Consider the following 15,639-nt stretch of genomic DNA (forward strand, 5'->3'; position numbering starts at 1 on the left):
CGATTGTGACCTCCGGGGTGCGTCGGGCATGCCGAGATGCCCGAGATGCGCCGTACGCGTGGGATCGGTTCCGGGTGCGCGCTACAGCGCGACCTCGGCGATGACCTCCGACGTGGGCGCCGCCGATCCGCCCTCGGGCTCGATCGTGACGCCGATCGCCATCGCGCCCGCAAGGTCCACGTGCATCATCGTCATCACCTCGCCGTCGTCGCCAGGCATGAACGTGGGGCCGGCGACCTTGGTGCCGTCCTCCATCACCAGCCACAGCTGATACTCCATGCCCTTGTCCGGCATCGGGGTCGACGTCCCCATGACGGCGAACGCCTCCATGCGGTCAGACACGACGATGTGCGTCGACCCAAGATCCAGGTCCATCGAATGCGCATCGGGCGCCGAGGCGATCATCATGACCTCGCGCTCCATCGCGAGCGAGTCTCCCGGGTCGTCCTGGCTCAGACCCCAGCCCAGGCCCACCGCCGCGAGGGCGAGCACCGACGCCGCGGCGACGAGCAGGCTCCGGCTGCGCCGAGCGCGGGCGTGCTCGCGCGGTCGGCTCTCCTGATTGGGGTCGACGGCATCGCTGGTCTCGTCCGCCATGCCGCGGACGGGGCGGCTGAGAGGCGTCACTGACGCGTCGGGCTGAGAGTCGAGCGCCGACGGGTGCCCCTGGCGGCCCAGAGGAGCGAGCCGCGGCCCGGCTTCCCCAGCGTCGGGCAGGTCGCCCACGATCGGCGGCAGCTGCGGCGTGCGCGCGGCGGCGTCCATGACGCGCGCACGCAACTCGACCGGCGGCGCGACCGCCTCGGCCTCCGCAAGCGACGCGGTCACCTCGCCGAACGACGCGACGTCCTCGCGGCAGTCTGCGCACGCGTCGAGGTGGCGTTCGAACGCCTCGCGCTCGGCGTCGTCCAGGGCGCCGACCGCGTACGGGCCCAGCAGGGAGTGCACGTCCTCGTTCACGACTCCACCTCCCATGCGTCCCGAAGTTTGATCAGGCCGTCACGCACGCGTGCCTTGGCGGTGCCGAGCGGGATGCCCAGCAACTGCGCCATCTCGCGGTGCGTGCGGCCCTGGTAGAACGTGAGCTCGATGGCCTCGCGCTGACGCTCAGTCAGGTGGGCGAGGCCGGCGCGGACCCTCGCCGACTCCCATTCGCGGTGCATCGTATCCACCACGTGGTCGGGGCGGTCGGGGTCGACCTCGTGCTGTGCGCCGTGCTGGCGCAGCCGCTCGCTGTGCGCCTGCTCCGAGCGCACGCGGTCCACCGCACGCCGGTGCGCGATCGTGAGGATCCAACTGCGTGCCGTGCCCTGCGAGCGGTCGAAGCGCGATGCCCTGCGCCACACCTCGACGAGCACCTCCTGCGCGATGTCCTCCGCCATGTCGCGGTCGCGCACCACGCGCAGAGCGAGGCCGAGCACCGACGCGGAGACGGCGTCGTACAGATCCTCGAACGCGCGGGCGTCGCCGCGCGCCGTCAGGCTGAGCAGCGCGTCCAGGCGAGCGGAGCGCGACGCCCCGTCCTCCGGGCGCGCGGCAGTGCGAGACGGCTCGTCGCCGCCTCGCACCGCACGCAGATGCCGCTCAGCCATCGCTCCCGCCTCAGGAGTCGTCTTCCATGGAGTCCTCTTCCATGGAGTCATCCGTCATCTCGTCGTCGTGGGACTCGTCCATGGAGTCGTCCTCCATCGAGTCGTCTTCCATGCTGTCGTCCTCCATGGAGTCCTCCTCCATGGTGTCGTCCTCCTCCATCATGCTGTCCTCGGTCGCAGTTGGCGCGTCGGACGAGGTGGCGGGCGTCGACTCATCGCAGCCGGCGACGAATCCGGCGACGAGCAGGGCCACGGCCGGGGCCGCGAGCATTCGGGGTGCGAGCTTCATGTTCCCTCCCAGTGCTTGGTGAACGGCGGGCGCCGCTCACGAGGGGTTCGAGGCAGGCGGCCGGGCGGATGGGTGCGCCGCGGGGATCACCCGAAGGTGAAGGCGTACGCCTCGATGCCAGGAGAGAACTCGAGCATCACGACCGCTTCGCCCGGTTCGCCGGAGATCAGCGTGTAGAGATCGGACGTGCCGTCCACCTCCACCTCGGTCGTCTCGTCTGAGCCGAACACCGTCACCTTGACAGTGCCCTGGCCCGCCATCACCAGGTGCACATCAGCCGCGTAGTAGTGCAGGAACAGCCTCGCGCCGGCGCCGGCCTCCGCATACTCCTCCGTGACGGTCCATTCGCCCTCGTAAGTGAAGTGGTGCAGGGGCGGAGTGGGCGTGCCTCCGAACACGGTGGGCTCGTCGCGCGGCACGGAGGCGTTCTCGGCGTACTGCAGGCGTCCGTACCCCAGGTAGCTCTCCTGCGTGCGATCCGCGGTGTGGTTGCCCGCGTCCGCGTCCACGAAGCCGCCGTCCGGCATGCCGAGCAGCTCCTGGATGAGCGCCTCGGTCTCCTCGTAGCGGCCCTCGCCGTAGTGCACCTGGCGCACCACGCCCTCGGTGTCGATCAGGTAGTGCGCGGGCCAGAACCGCTGGTCCCACTCGCGCCACGTGAGAAAGTCGTTGTCGATCGCCACCGGGTAGTCGATGCCGTAACGCTCGGTCGCATCCTCGACGTTGCCCACGACCTTCTCGAACGCGAACTCAGGGGAGTGGACGCCCACGATCTCCAACCCCAGGTCCTTGTACTTGTCGTACCACTGGGTGAGGAACGGGAACGTGCGCTGGCAGTTGATGCACGAATAGGTCCAGAAGTCGACCAGCACAACCTTGCCTCCGAGGTCAGGCGCCGCCGCGGCGGGCGTATTGAGCCACGTCTCGATACCGACGAAGTCGCGTGCGGGGCCGCAGTTGAGCAGCTCGGTCCCGCCCGTCTCCTCGCACTCGTCGAACGTCATCGCATCGCCCGACGCGGCGACGGCCTCCTCGCGGCCGGCGAGGTCGTCGAGCTCGGTGCGCACCGCGTCGTCGTTCTCGATGCGCTCCTGGATCTGGGCGAGGAAGCCTGGCACGGCGCGCTGCAGGGGTTCCGCGATGTTGGTCGCGATCACCAGCGCGGTGAGCATGAGGATCACGCCCGAGGCGATGCGGATTCCCGCGAGGCGCGTGCGCACCGCCTTGATGCGCGAGCCGATCGCCTGCCCCGCGAGTCCGAAGGCGAGCAGGGGGATCGCGATGCCCGCCGAGAACGCCAGCGTCAGCGCGACGAGCCCCCAGCTCACCCCGTTGGTCGCGGCGAGCACGGTGATCGCGGCGAGCACCGGCCCCGCGCACGGCACGAACACCAGGCCCAGGGCGAGTCCCATGACGTAGCCGTTGCCGTCGCGGTTCAGCTGCGGAATCTTCGTGCTCTGGAACGGGCGCTCGAGCACGTGGCCCACGGCCGGCACGGCGAGGCCCAGGCCCACGACGGCGAGCACGACGATGCCGATCCAGCGCAGCAGGTCGTCGGGAAGGCCCAGGCTTGAGAGCAGGATGCCGCCCAGGAGCGTGAAGATCGCGAAGCTGGTGACGAGGCCTGCGACGACCACCACAGGACGGCGCCGCGACGCGGCCCCGTCTTGGATGGCGCTCGTGAGGATCGCGGGCAGCACGGGCAGCACGCAGGGGCTGATGGCGGTGATGATGCCGGAGACGAGTCCGACGATGATCAGTGTGGTCATGTCTGGTGTTCGGAGGCGCGCTCCTCGGGGACGGGGTGGCCCGTCTGCGGCGCGTGTGCGGGGACGGGACGCAGCGGCACGGGACTCGCCTCGCGTCGGCGGATCGTCTCGCGCGGTCCGGACAGTTGCGACAACGCCCACTCAGTGAGGGACACTGCCGCCGTCACCACGCCGAGCGCGATGAGCACGAGCCCCGGATACTGCGCGACCCACATCGCCGCACGGTCGCGCCCCCACAGGAACGCGAGCAGCGCCGGGCCCGCGATCAGCACGAACGACCACCACGAGGGCAGCAGCGCGAGCCCCGCGACGATGCACGCGTACGTCGCCGCGAGCTGAACCACCATCGCGACCACCTGCAGCGGGTGCCCGTGCACCCACCAGCGGCCCACGACCGCGCCCATCCACAGCAGCGCCGCCCGGAAGCGCGGCACGCCCACCTCGATCATCGATGAGCGGAAGCGGCGGTCCACCACCTGACGATGCGCGCGCCACTCGCGGCATCGCAGCGGCGACTGCGCGAGCTCGTCGGGGACGGACTGGCTCAGGTGGTCGTGGATGATGGCGGGCCGCGTGTGCAGGCCAGAAGGGCTCAGTACGCCCCACGCGACCGCGGGGACTGAGGCGAGGTCCGTCGTCATGCCCGCCGGTGCGATCCAGACGTCGCCGACCCCCGCGTCGGGCGTATCCGGGTCGCGATAGACGACGTCGGCGAGCAGCGTCCACTCGCGCTCGCCGGTCTGCTCGAGCTGTGGATTCCCACTCAGGAACGGCATCGGACCCCTCTTCCCCCAGGACGCTCCGTCTGACCCCAGTGTGGCGCATGCCCCGTGTCTCAGCACGAACCAGTTCCGCACGCGACATGCCGCAGGCTCACGCCCGACGCCATGGTCACCCGGAGTGTCGCGCTCAGATTGGTTCGCAGTGTCCGTTGGTTCGAAGCGTCGGGGGAGGGGCAGCGCATATGCCCGACGCCGTGGCCGGGTGACACGGGCGCGCGCAGGTGGAAGAGTCGTGAGCATGACGGTCGGGTTCGTGCTGGGCGGCGGTGGCGTGCGCGGCGCCGTCGAGATCGGCATGCTCAAGGCCCTGTTCGAGGCCGAGGTCCGTCCCGACCTGATCGTGGGCACCTCCATCGGCGCGATCAACGGCGCTGCGGTTGCCGCCGACCCCTCGCAGGAGGTCGTGGAGAGGCTCGCTGACGTGTGGGCGTCGCCCGCCGCCTCGGCCGTGTACGGCGACTCGTGGCTGCGCCAGATGCAGCGGCTCGCGACCAGCCGCATCCACCTCAACGACCCCGCACCCCTGCGCACCCTCATCGCAGACATGGTGGGCGGCACGACCACGTTCGCCGACCTGCGGGTGCCGCTCGCGGTGTGCGCCGCCAGCATCGAGGGCGCGGCCGAGCGGTGGTTCGACTCCGGGCCCGTGGTCGAGGCGGTGCTCGCCTCCGCCTCCGTCCCCGCTGCACTGCCTCCCACGCTGATCGACGGCGAACACTTCGTGGACGGCGGCATCGTCAACTCGATCCCACTCGGAGAGGCGATCGCGCGCGGCGCCACCGAGGTGTACGTCCTCCAGGTGGGGCGCATCGAGGAGCCCCTCACGGCGCCGACCAAGCCGTCCGAGGTGGCGCGCGTCGCCTTCGAGATCTCGCGCCGCCACCGCTTCGCGCGCGAGCTGTCCCAGGTTCCCGAGGGAGTCGACGTCCACGTGCTGCCCTACGGAGGGCCGCAGCCGGACGACGCCAGCCTCGCCTCGTACCGCAAGATGGACGCCACTCACGCGCGCATCGCGGCGGCGTACGAGGCGTCCGCCGCGTACCTCGCCCTCAAGGGAGACGCGTGAAGAGCCTGAGACTGCCGCCCGTGTGGGTGCGCCGCGTCGTGATCGCCCCGCTGGTCGTGCTGCTCGCGGTCGCAGGCGTCCCGGTGGTGGTGCTGCTCGCGGCCTTCGTCGCGGGCGTCGTGAGCTGGGCGCTCCCGGGGCGGCTGCGCCTGACCCGCGTGCTGTTCATGGGCGTCTTCTACCTGATGTGGGACGCGTTCGCGCTCGTGGCGCTGTTCGCGCTGTGGGTCGCATCCGGCTTCGGCCTGCTCCTCAAGCGCCCCGCGTTCCAGGAGGCGCACTACACGCTCACCAGCAGGCTCATGGCGATCCTGTTCTGGCAGATCCGCTGGACGCTCCGCCTGGACATCGTGCACGTGGACGCCGACCTTGACAGCGCCGCGCGCGGTCTGCCGATCATCGTCGTGAGCCGCCATGCCGGCCCCGGAGACTCCTTCGTCATCGTGGAGGCACTTCTCAACCGCTTCTCGCGCGATCCCATGATCGTCCTCAAGGACACGCTGCAGTGGGATCCCGCGATCGACGTGCTGCTGCACCGCATCCCGTCGCGCTTCGTCACCCCCCGACGCCACCGTCGGGCAGGCGCCCCCGGGGGCGCGGAGGCCGTGGGCCAGCTCGCCGCCGGGATGGATGACGACGACGCGGTGCTCATCTTCCCCGAGGGCGCCAACGCGACGCCGCGTCGGCGCGAGGCGCGCATCGCCGCGCTGCGCGACGCCGGGCACGAGGCGCTCGCGGAACGGGCAGCGGCGATGCCCCACGTGATGCCGCCGCACGTGGGCGGCGTCATGGCCGCGATGGAGGCGTGCCCGCAGGCAGCCGTGGTCGTCGTCGCGCACACAGGCCTCGAGGACCTCTCCTCCGTGCGCGACGTGTGGCGCGCTCTGCCGGTCGACAAGCGCATCACCATGAAGGGCTGGACCGCGATGCCGAACGAGATCCCGGCGGACGCGGAGGCGCGCACTGAGTGGCTCTTCGACTGGTGGGAGACAGTGGACCGCTGGATCGACAGCAAAGACGTGGAGGTCTCGCGAGCGGCCTCCGAAGGAAGGATGGTGGCTCACCGGATGAAGCTCCTCGACAGGCAGGCACGCATCGACTGGGCGCTCGTGGGCGCGCAGGCGTTGCTGTTCCTGGGCATCGGGTTCTGGCCGCCCTCGTGGAGCCCCGACACCGCGTCGGCGCCGCTGCCTGGGCTCGCCGTGGTGCTGCTCGGCTCGGTCGGGCTGGTGCTGTCCGGATATCACCTGGGGCGTGCCCTCACACCGCTGCCGACGCCCAACGGCACCGGCCTCGTCGCGAGGGGCCTGTACCGGTGGATGCGCCATCCCGTGTACACGGCTGTCGTCGTGATTTGCCTGGGCGTGGCGATCGCGCGCGGGGAGGTCGTCGTATGGGGCCTCGTCGCAGTGCTCGCGGTATTCTTCGAGTCCAAGACCAGGCTTGAGGAGCGCTACCTTCTCGCGGAGTATGAGGGATATGCGGAGTATGCGTCGCGCACCGGGAAGTTCGTGCCGTGGCTGGGACGACGCCGCCCGTGACGCGTCCACCATTCCCGGCGCTGGCCGGACCTGGACGATCGCACCTGGAAAGGGCCGCTATGCGACGTTCTCAACTCTTCAATCTCGCCATCTAGAATAGACAGATGACAGCTCGACGCATCCAGACTCTGCTCCATCCCGTCCGCATGCGCGTCGTGCTCGCGCTCTCGCAGGAAGAGCTCAGCGTCAAGCAGCTCGCGAGGCTGCTCGACGACGTTCCTCAGGCCTCCCTCTACCGCGCGGTCACCGAACTTCACGAGGCGGGCCTCATCACCGTCATGCGCGAGGAGCGCCGCGGCGGCGCCACCGAGCGCTTCTTCCGCGCCGAGCGCGGCGAGGACCTGCTGTCGCGCCAGGACATCGGCGCCCTGAGCGGGCCCGAGTTCGTCGCCGGAATCGAGGCGTACAGCCGCATGCTCGCGCAGGACGCGACGCGCTACATCACGTCCGAGGGCGCGAGCTGGGTGGATGACTTCACGATCGTCAGCCGTGAGGTGGCGCATCTCACCGACGAGGAGCGTGAGGAGATCGAGGGTCAGCTGCGCAGCATCATCGAGCGCGTGCAGGCCTCGCGCCCCCGGCCCGGCACCACGGCCACCGTGCTCAACATCACGGCGTTCCCGCACACGGTGAAAGCGGAGGACGGGGCCTAGGCAGGCAGGTCCGTCAGCCGCGCCTCGGTGAAGCACACCCAGTTCTTCGCCGGATCGCGCACCCACGCCGAGGGCGGCATGCCCTCGACCCCGCGTGCCACGCCGGTCTCGTCCGTCCATTCGAGAGGCTCGGGCTTGATCCCTGCGGCATCGAGCGCGGCGACCGTCGCGTCGATGTCATCCACGAGCAGCGTGAGCGCCGTGTGCTTGGCAGGCTCGTGGTCGTCCTTCAGGTAGATGAACGCCGTGCTGTCGTGCGCGAGCGCCAGTGCGATAGCGTCCTCGACGCCGATCGTGTCAGGGCCAAGAACCTTGAGGCCCAGCTTGGTGCCGTAGAAGTCGATCGCGTCATCGATCGAGTCCGTCGAGAACGTCGCGACGGCGGTGGCAGTGATGGTCATGGCGGGGGCTCCTTTGCGGTCGTGGCGCCGTCCGGCGCCGGCCCCCGCGGAGCCGGGCGGTGTCGTCTCCAGTGTGCGTCAGGCATGCCCGACGCGCTCGCTGAGACGGTGCACCCGCCCGGCCCTCGCGTCGGGCGTCAGGAACCCAGCACCTGCGCGCGCAGCGTCGTCAGGGGGACCGCGCCGTGGCGCAGAACCTTGTCGTGGAAGTCGCGGATGTCGAAGTCCGCCGCCTTCTCTGCCTCCGCGCGAATGTCGAGGATCTCGAGCCGGCCCACCATGTACGACAGCGCCTGGCCTGGCATGCCGACGTAGCGGTCGACCTCCTGCTCCACGTGGGCACGGTCGATCGGGGAGTGGTCGCACATGTACTGGATGGCCTGCTCGCGGCTCCAGCCGAGCGCGTGGATGCCGGTGTCCAGCACCAGGCGGCCGGCGCGCAGCGAGTCGTGGCTCAGCATGCCCACGCGCGACAGTTCCGAGGAGTACATGCCCATCTCGTCCGACAGGCGCTCGGTGTACAGGCCCCAGCCCTCGATGTAGGCAGTGTTGTGGAACTCGCGCTGCACCTTGTGCAGGTCGGTGCTCTCCGCGGCGAGCGCGATCTGCAGGTGGTGGCCCGGGATCGCCTCGTGGAACGTGAGGGCTTCGAGCTCGTAGCTCGACCACGCCGAGGGGTTCGAGGTCTTGACGAAGAACGCGGCGGGCTTGCCCGTCTCGGGGTCGGGTGCGCTGTAGTAGCCCATCGCGCCGAAGTCGGTCGCGTTGGCCGAGCACTTCGAGTCGGGGAGGTTCGTGAACCACTCCGGCGCGGCCGCCTCGGCCTTCGCCAGCGCGGCGCGCGCGTCGGTGATGATCGCCTCCGCCGAGGTGTACTTGAGGCTCTCGTCCTCGCGCAGACGCCGGTAGATCTCCTGGATGTCGTCGGTGCCCAGCAGCGGGCCCGCGATCGCGCGGTACTCGTCCTCGAGCTTCGCGATCTGGTCGAGGCCCAGCTGGTGGACCTCCTCGGGGGTCTTGTCGAGCAACAGGTGCGACCACATCTTGTCGCGGTACACGTCGAGGCCGCCCGGCAGGTGCACCAGGCCCGGCTTCTCGTCCGGCATGCCGCGCTCAGCGAGCGTGAGCAGACGCGTGCGGAACTCGGCCAGGCCGGGGCGCACCACGGAGCGCAGCGCCTCGTCTCGCTCGGCGCGCCACGCCTTCTGGGTGGCCTCGTCGAGCTCGGTGGGCGGCGCCTGCTGGGCGAGCCTCTCGTCCGGGCCCGACGGCGTGGCCAGGTAGGACTCGACCGACGCGGCGGTCTCCTTGAGATGGCGTGCGAGAGCGACGCGGCCCTCGCCCGCGGCGGCCTCGGCGACGTCCATGAGCTGCTCGAGCATCGCCGGCATCGCGCGGAGCTTCGCAATGTAGTCCGCGCCGTGCTGCGCCGTCGTCAGTGGGAACGAGACGCCGAACGAGAGGATCATCTCCCACGCGCCCATGCGCGGGTTCAGCATGAACAGCTCCGGCTGCCAGGCGCCGCCGCGCACCTCGGAGCGCGCTGTCGTGGCGATCACGTCACGCAGCGCGCGCTCGCCCTCGCCGTCGATCTCGATGGCCTCCGCCTCCTCGGCGAACTCCAGGAAGCGGGCGTCGAGCGCGGCGCGCGCCTCGGGCGAGAAGTCGTCCCAGTCCGCGAGGCGCTGGAGCTTGCCATTCCACAGCAGCGCGATGGGGCTCGCGGCCATGGCGAAGTCGTAGAAGTCATCGGCGAGATCAGTCAGTTGCGTCATGGAAGCGACGCTACCCCCGCACGCCCGGCTCCCGCCGCTTCGTGACACCGCGTGCCGCGTTCGGCCAGGGGCCGCGGTCCTAGCGCTCCTTGGGTGCGTGCGGGGGCGCAGGCGTGGGTGGCCTTGCTGCCTTGACCTTCTTGACCTGCTTTGCTTCCTTGGGAGCCTTGGCGGGCTTGGGCGCCTTCGGCATGCGCTTCGCGGTGAGCGTGCGCGCCTGCTTGCCCGCGTGGCGTGCGGCGTTCTGGCCTGCGAACCAGGCGGCGCCGATCGGGCGTCGGGCAGGCTGCGCCGCACGGCGCCGCCACTCGTCGCGACGCACCCGCAGCTCCTCGCGCCTCTCGAGCGCGAGGCGCACGCTGCGCGGCACGGCAAGGCGACCGAGCACCTTGGGATCGACAGTGCCGACCACGACCACCGCGACGAGGGTGAGACCCAGCGACACGAACGGCAGCATGCGTGCACCCCATTGCGACACGACGAACGCGCCCAGCAGGGGACCGAGAGCGGCGCCCGAGTTCACCGTCACCATGTAGATGCTCGCGCCCACGTCCGTGCGCCACGGCGTGTGGCGCATGGCCCAGTTGAGCAGCGCAGCGACCAGCACCGCCCAGCCTGCGGAGACCACCACCTGGCCCAGGATCGCGCCCCACCGCTCGCCGGTCGCGAACAGGATCCACGACAGGGTCACGCCGACGAGGCCCAGCCCCACGGTGTGCACAGGCCGCCGCGCCAGCACCGGACCGATCGCGAGCGTGCAGGCCACGCCCACAATGCCGCCGAGCGCGAACAGCACAGGTACGGAGGAGGTCCCCACCCCTGAGACGTCCACGTAGTACGTCACGATGTACGTCCACGTGGCGCTCATGCCGATCTGCACGGCGAAGCCCACGGCGAGCACGCGGATGAACAGCGGCAGCGAAGGCAGGTCGCCTCGCGAATGCGGCGCAACGGTCTCAGGGAACGGAGGCTCGGGCTCGTCCTCGTCCGGCTCGGCGTCGACGATCTTCGGAGGGGGTCCCGGCAGCGCGAGCGCGAGCGCGATCGTCAGGATCACGCCGAGTCCCGCAAAGGCCCAGAACGGCGCCTGCCACCCGATCTGGTTGCCGGCGACCGTGATCAGCGGCGTGCCGATCACGCCGACCGCCGCACCTCCGACCATGATGCGCGTGACCGTCATGCCCCGCAGGTGCGGCGCGAACAGGCTCGCCGCCGTGGGAGCGACGATGCCCCAGAACAGTGCGTGAGCCGCCGCGGACACCACTCGTCCCGCGGCGAGCTGCGCGAACGAGTCCGCGGTCGCGGCGATCGTGACGCCCACGGTCCACACTGCGAGGGTCGCGGTCAGGGTGGTGCGTGCAGCGAAGCGGCCCGTGAGCAGCGTCAGCGGCACGGTCGCGATCACCACGGTGAGGGCGAAAGCCGTGACCAGCAGCCCCACCTGCGTCACGGGCACGCTCAGGCCCGACGCGATGGCCGGGCTCAGCGCGACGATCGCCGCCTCGTTCACGCCGGTCGCGAACGTGGTGGCGGCGAGCACCCACAGTGCGGTCTTCGCGCGACGGCTCGAGAGCGTCAGCTCGGTGAGGGAGCGCTCCGCCGGATCGGTCTCCTCGATGACGATCGCTTCGGCGCTGCCGAGGATGGGGATCGTCGCGGTGGTTGGCTCGCCCTCGTGAGGATCGGCGTGTGCAGGCTCCACCGGCGCGTGCGAATCCAAGAGCTCCTCCAGGACGGGGAGCTCGAGGGTGCGGGTGGTGGGTGACAACGCGTTCCTTCCCGGGTGTGGCAGGTGCTGGTACGGATCAGTGTGGGGGCATGCGGCGGCGCCCGCATCTGCAGGTCGGGTCACATGGGGATGTGCGCCGCACGCCGGGGAGCCGGGTCCCTCGGAATGATCAACGACGCAGGTCAGCGTATGTTTCCGAGCCTCCACGCGTCGAACCGCGTCGGCGTGTCGCAGCGGACACGCCGGGGTCCTTGCGAGGCCTTGACGAGGGGTCGAGAGGCGCTTGACGTCGCGTCCTGGCCGCGGTTCCCGCAGGGAGGTCCGAGACGGTGCCGCGGACACTCTCTGACGTGGGTCGGTCACCTGGCCCGGCAGGCTCGTGGGACGCGCCGAGCTGGCTCGCGCCGTGTGTCCGAAGGGGCCGCCGAGTATGCGGTCCACGGCGCCCGCCGACCGTGACGCACGCACCTTGCGCTGCACACGGCGTGTCGCCGGGGCTGAGCGGCCCGACACGCCGCATGCAGCGCGAACTGCGTGCGGGAGCGGTGGGGCGCTCGAGCAGGTGGAGGTGGCCTCCTCCGGGGGCGGTGCCGTAGACTCTGGCACCAACAGCGTCGACCCGGCCATCACCGGCGAGCTTGCGGAAGAAACCCGGCCCCAGCGTCGGGCGGTAGAACCGCACGGGCAGCCCGTCACAGCGTCCGTCCCGTGGCTGCGGGGCATGAGCGGCCGTGATCCGCCTGCGAGGCAGGGGAGAGCGGCAAGCGAGGTGGTACCGCGCGTGCCCCCGGTGAAGGCCGGCGGCGAGCGTCCTCGCAGGAGACCAGCATCACGGTCCCCGAGTCGACGCACCACCAGCAGAAGGAATACAGGCATGAGCGACGCCCGCTATCCGCTCCACCGGCCCACCTCCGAGGTCCCCGCCTCGCCGAGCTTCCCCTCCATCGAGGAGGACGTGCTCGCGTACTGGAAGGCCGACGGGACGTTCCAGGCGTCGATCGACAACAGGGCCGACGCCGAGGAGTTCGTCTTCTACGACGGACCGCCGTTCGCCAACGGACTGCCGCACTATGGCCACCTGCTCACCGGCTACGTCAAGGACGTCGTGCCGCGCTTCGAGACGATGCGGGGCAAGAAGGTCGAGCGCCGCTTCGGGTGGGACACCCACGGTCTGCCTGCCGAGCTCGAGGCCGAGCGCATCCTCGGCATCACGGACAAGGCGCAGATCGAGGAGATGGGCATCGCCCAGTTCAACAAGGCCTGCAAGGACTCGGTGCTGAAGTACACCAAGGAGTGGGAAGAGTACGTCACCCGCCAGGCCCGCTGGGTCGACTTCGAGAACGACTACAAGACGCTCGACGTCACCTTCATGGAGTCCGTGATCTGGGGCTTCAAGACGCTGTATGACAAGGGACTCGCGTACGAGGGCTTCCGCGTGCTGCCGTACTGCTGGCGCGACGAGACGCCGCTGTCCAACCACGAGCTGCGCATGGACGACGACGTGTACGCGATGCGTCAGGACCCGGCGCTCACGGTGACGCTGCCGCTCGTCGACGGCCCCAGTGACCTCGCGGGCGCCGAGCTGGTCGTGTGGACCACCACGCCGTGGACCCTGCCGTCCAACCTCGCCGCTGCCGTCGGCGCTGATATCGACTACGTCGTCGTGCGTCCCGTCGAGGGCGCCTTCGTGGGCCGCCGCCTCGTGTTCGCCGCCTCCCGCGTCGGCGCATACTCCCGCGAGCTCGGAGAGGGCTACGAGACGCTCGCGACCGTCAAGGGCGCTGACCTCGACGGACTGCAGTACACGCCGCCGTTCCCGCACTTCGTGGGGAACGAGAACGCGCACCGCGTGTGGGTCGCGGACTTCGTGAGCACCGAGGACGGCACCGGAATGGTCCACCTCGCCCCGTACGGTGAGGACGACCTGCACGTGCTCGGCGAGAAGGGCGTGCACCCGGTCGAGACCGTCGACGCGAAGGGCCGCTTCACGTCGCTGGTGCCCGAGTACCAGGGCGTCCAGGTGTTCGACGCGAACAAGCAGATCATCACTGACCTCAAGGAGCGCGGCGTCGTCGTGCGCCACGAGACCTATGACCACAGCTACCCGCACTGCTGGCGCTGCCGCAACCCGCTGATCTACAAGCCCGTGAGCTCGTGGTTCATCCGCGTCACGGAGTTCCGCGACCGCATGGTCGAGCTCAACGAGGACATCACGTGGGTGCCCGAGCACATCAAGCACGGCCAGTTCGGCAAGTGGCTCGAGGGCGCGCGCGACTGGTCGGTCAGCCGCAACCGCTACTTCGGCACGCCCATCCCGGTGTGGGTGTCCGACGACCCTGAGCACCCGCGCATCGACGTGTATGGCTCGCTGGCCGAGCTCGAGGCCGACTTCGGCCGTCTGCCGCTCGACGAGAACGGCGAGCCCAACCTGCACCGCCCGTACATCGACGACCTCACGCGCCCCAACCCGGACGACCCGACCGGCACGTCGACCATGCGCCGCATCCCCGACGTGCTCGACGTGTGGTTCGACTCGGGCTCCATGCCGTTCGCACAGGTGCACTACCCGTTCGAGAACCGCGAGTGGTTCGACAGCCACAACCCGGCGGACTTCATCGTGGAGTACATCGGGCAGACGCGCGGCTGGTTCTACGTGATGCACACGCTCGCGTCCGCCCTCTTCGACCGCCCCGCGTTCACCACGTGCATCTCGCACGGCATCGTGCTGGGCGACGACGGCACCAAGATGTCCAAGTCGCGCCGCAACTACCCGGACGTCAACGAGGTGTTCCACCGCGATGGCTCCGACGCGATGCGCTGGTTCCTCATGGGCTCGCCCATCCTGCGCGGCGGCAACCTCATCGTCACCGAGCAGGGCATTCGCGAGGGCGTCCGCCAGGTCATGCTTCCGCTGTGGTCCACGTACTACTTCTTCACGCTGTACGCAGGCGCCGCGAACGGCGGCAAGGGGCTGCTGGGCAAGAAGCTCGTGCCCGAGCGCATCGCAGAACTCCCGGTCATGGACCGCTACGTGCTCGCCAAGACCGCAGAGTTGATCGACACGGTCACCGCGCAGATGGACGAGTTCGACGTGCCGGGCGCCTCCGACGCGCTCGCGCAGTTCATGGACCTGCTCACGAACTGGTACGTCCGCACGCAGCGCGACCGCTTCTGGGACGAGGACCGCGACGCGTTCGACACGCTCTACACCGTGCTCGAGTCCGTCTCGCGCCTCGCTGCGCCCCTGCTGCCGCTGACCACCGAGGAGGTGTGGCGCGGACTCACGGGCGAGCGCTCGGTGCACCTCACCGACTACCCGACCGCACCGTCGGCCTGGCACGACGACACGCTCGGAGCGGTCATGGACCAGGTGCGCGAGGTCGTCTCCTCCGCCCACGCGCTGCGCAAGAAGGAGCAGATCCGCGTGCGCCAGCCGCTGCCGGCTCTCGAGGTCGCGGTGGCCGACCCCGCCGCGCTCGCGGACTATGCGGACCTCATCGCGTCGGAGCTCAACGTCAAGGCGGTGCGCCTCACCACGACGGGGGAGTTCACGGAGGCCAACCCGGTCGAGCGTCGCCTCACGGTGAACGCCCGCGCCGCCGGCCCGCGCATCGGCAAGCAGGTTCAGGAGGCCATCAAGGGCTCCAAGACCGGCGACTGGTCCGAGGTCGATGGCGTCGTCACCTCGGGCGGCATCGCGCTCGTCGAGGGCGAGTACGAGCTCGTGACCGTCATCGGCGGTGAAGGCGACGACGCGCTGGCTGCCTCCGTGCTGCTCAGCGGCGGCTTCGTGGCGCTCGACACGGCACTGACCCCCGAGCTCGAGGCCGAGGGCTTCGCGCGCGACCTCATCCGTGCGATCCAGGACGAGCGCAAGGCCGCAGGCCTCAACGTGGGCGACCGCATCGCGCTGTCGCTCACGGTGCCCGCCGAGCGCGTCCCCGCGGTCGAGGCGCACCGCGACCTCATCGCCGGCGAGGTCCTCGCGACCTCGCTCGACGTCACCGCAGGCGACCAGGCCATCGCGGTCGCCAAGGCCTGA

12 protein-coding genes are annotated in these 15,639 nt (G+C 70.2%); 4 read left to right on the forward strand and 8 right to left on the reverse strand.

Going from position 1 to position 15,639, the window contains the following annotated elements; translation table 11 throughout:
* Window positions 1–81: 81 nt before the first annotated feature.
* The 5 genes from B7K21_RS11145 to B7K21_RS11165 form a co-directional block, all read right to left on the reverse strand.
* Window positions 82–960, reverse strand: a complete 879-nt coding sequence (locus B7K21_RS11145) for an anti-sigma factor (RefSeq protein WP_159448513.1) — start codon at window positions 958–960, stop codon at window positions 82–84.
* Window positions 957–1,592: a sigma-70 family RNA polymerase sigma factor gene (locus tag B7K21_RS11150; RefSeq protein WP_084075577.1), complete on the reverse strand. Its 636-nt coding sequence runs from the start codon at window positions 1,590–1,592 to the stop codon at window positions 957–959. Before B7K21_RS11150 ends, B7K21_RS11145 begins: the two co-directional genes overlap by 4 nt.
* Window positions 1,593–1,602: 10 nt before the next feature.
* On the reverse strand, window positions 1,603–1,881 hold the full coding sequence (locus tag B7K21_RS11155) for a hypothetical protein (protein WP_084075579.1): 279 nt from the start codon (window positions 1,879–1,881) through the stop codon (window positions 1,603–1,605).
* Between the two features lie 86 nt (window positions 1,882–1,967).
* On the reverse strand, window positions 1,968–3,650 hold the full coding sequence (locus tag B7K21_RS11160; protein WP_084075581.1) for a cytochrome c biogenesis protein CcdA: 1,683 nt from the start codon (window positions 3,648–3,650) through the stop codon (window positions 1,968–1,970).
* The gene (locus B7K21_RS11165; RefSeq protein ID WP_159448514.1) at window positions 3,647–4,426 is read right to left on the reverse strand and encodes a DUF1353 domain-containing protein; all 780 of its coding nucleotides are present in this window, start codon (window positions 4,424–4,426) and stop codon (window positions 3,647–3,649) included. Before B7K21_RS11165 ends, B7K21_RS11160 begins: the two co-directional genes overlap by 4 nt.
* 244 nt (window positions 4,427–4,670) lie before the next feature.
* On the opposite strand from B7K21_RS11165, the gene B7K21_RS11170 reads away from it, so the two are divergent.
* From B7K21_RS11170 to B7K21_RS11180, 3 genes are all read left to right on the forward strand, one after another.
* Window positions 4,671–5,498 carry a patatin-like phospholipase family protein gene (locus B7K21_RS11170; RefSeq protein WP_084076105.1) on the forward strand — a complete coding sequence of 276 codons (828 nt, stop codon included), beginning with the start codon at window positions 4,671–4,673 and terminating at the stop codon, window positions 5,496–5,498.
* A complete protein-coding gene (locus tag B7K21_RS12685) occupies window positions 5,495–7,039 on the forward strand; it encodes a 1-acyl-sn-glycerol-3-phosphate acyltransferase (RefSeq protein ID WP_159448515.1) in 1,545 nt (514 codons plus the stop codon). The genes B7K21_RS11170 and B7K21_RS12685 overlap by 4 nt, the downstream gene beginning before the upstream one ends.
* 104 nt (window positions 7,040–7,143) lie before the next feature.
* Complete coding sequence (locus B7K21_RS11180) at window positions 7,144–7,692, forward strand: helix-turn-helix domain-containing protein (RefSeq protein WP_084075583.1); 549 nt, start codon at window positions 7,144–7,146, stop codon at window positions 7,690–7,692.
* On the opposite strand, the gene B7K21_RS11185 is transcribed toward B7K21_RS11180, so the two are convergent.
* The 3 genes from B7K21_RS11185 to B7K21_RS11195 form a co-directional block, all read right to left on the reverse strand.
* Window positions 7,689–8,093: a VOC family protein gene (locus tag B7K21_RS11185; RefSeq protein WP_084075585.1), complete on the reverse strand. Its 405-nt coding sequence runs from the start codon at window positions 8,091–8,093 to the stop codon at window positions 7,689–7,691. The two genes, B7K21_RS11180 and B7K21_RS11185, sit on opposite strands and share 4 nt — an antisense overlap.
* 137 nt (window positions 8,094–8,230) lie before the next feature.
* Window positions 8,231–9,868 (reverse strand): DUF885 family protein, encoded by a 1,638-nt coding sequence (locus B7K21_RS11190; protein WP_084075587.1) that lies wholly within the window; start codon window positions 9,866–9,868, stop codon window positions 8,231–8,233.
* A 79-nt stretch (window positions 9,869–9,947) separates the two neighbouring features.
* Entirely contained in the window at window positions 9,948–11,636 is a 1,689-nt protein-coding gene (locus tag B7K21_RS11195; protein ID WP_159448516.1) for an MFS transporter, read from the reverse strand.
* 835 nt (window positions 11,637–12,471) lie between these two features.
* On the opposite strand from B7K21_RS11195, the gene ileS reads away from it, so the two are divergent.
* On the forward strand, window positions 12,472–15,639 hold the full coding sequence (ileS, locus tag B7K21_RS11200) for an isoleucine--tRNA ligase (protein WP_084075591.1): 3,168 nt from the start codon (window positions 12,472–12,474) through the stop codon (window positions 15,637–15,639).

It is taken from the genome of Demequina sp. NBRC 110052, from assembly GCF_002090075.1.
Lineage (GTDB): Bacteria > Actinomycetota > Actinomycetes > Actinomycetales > Demequinaceae > Demequina.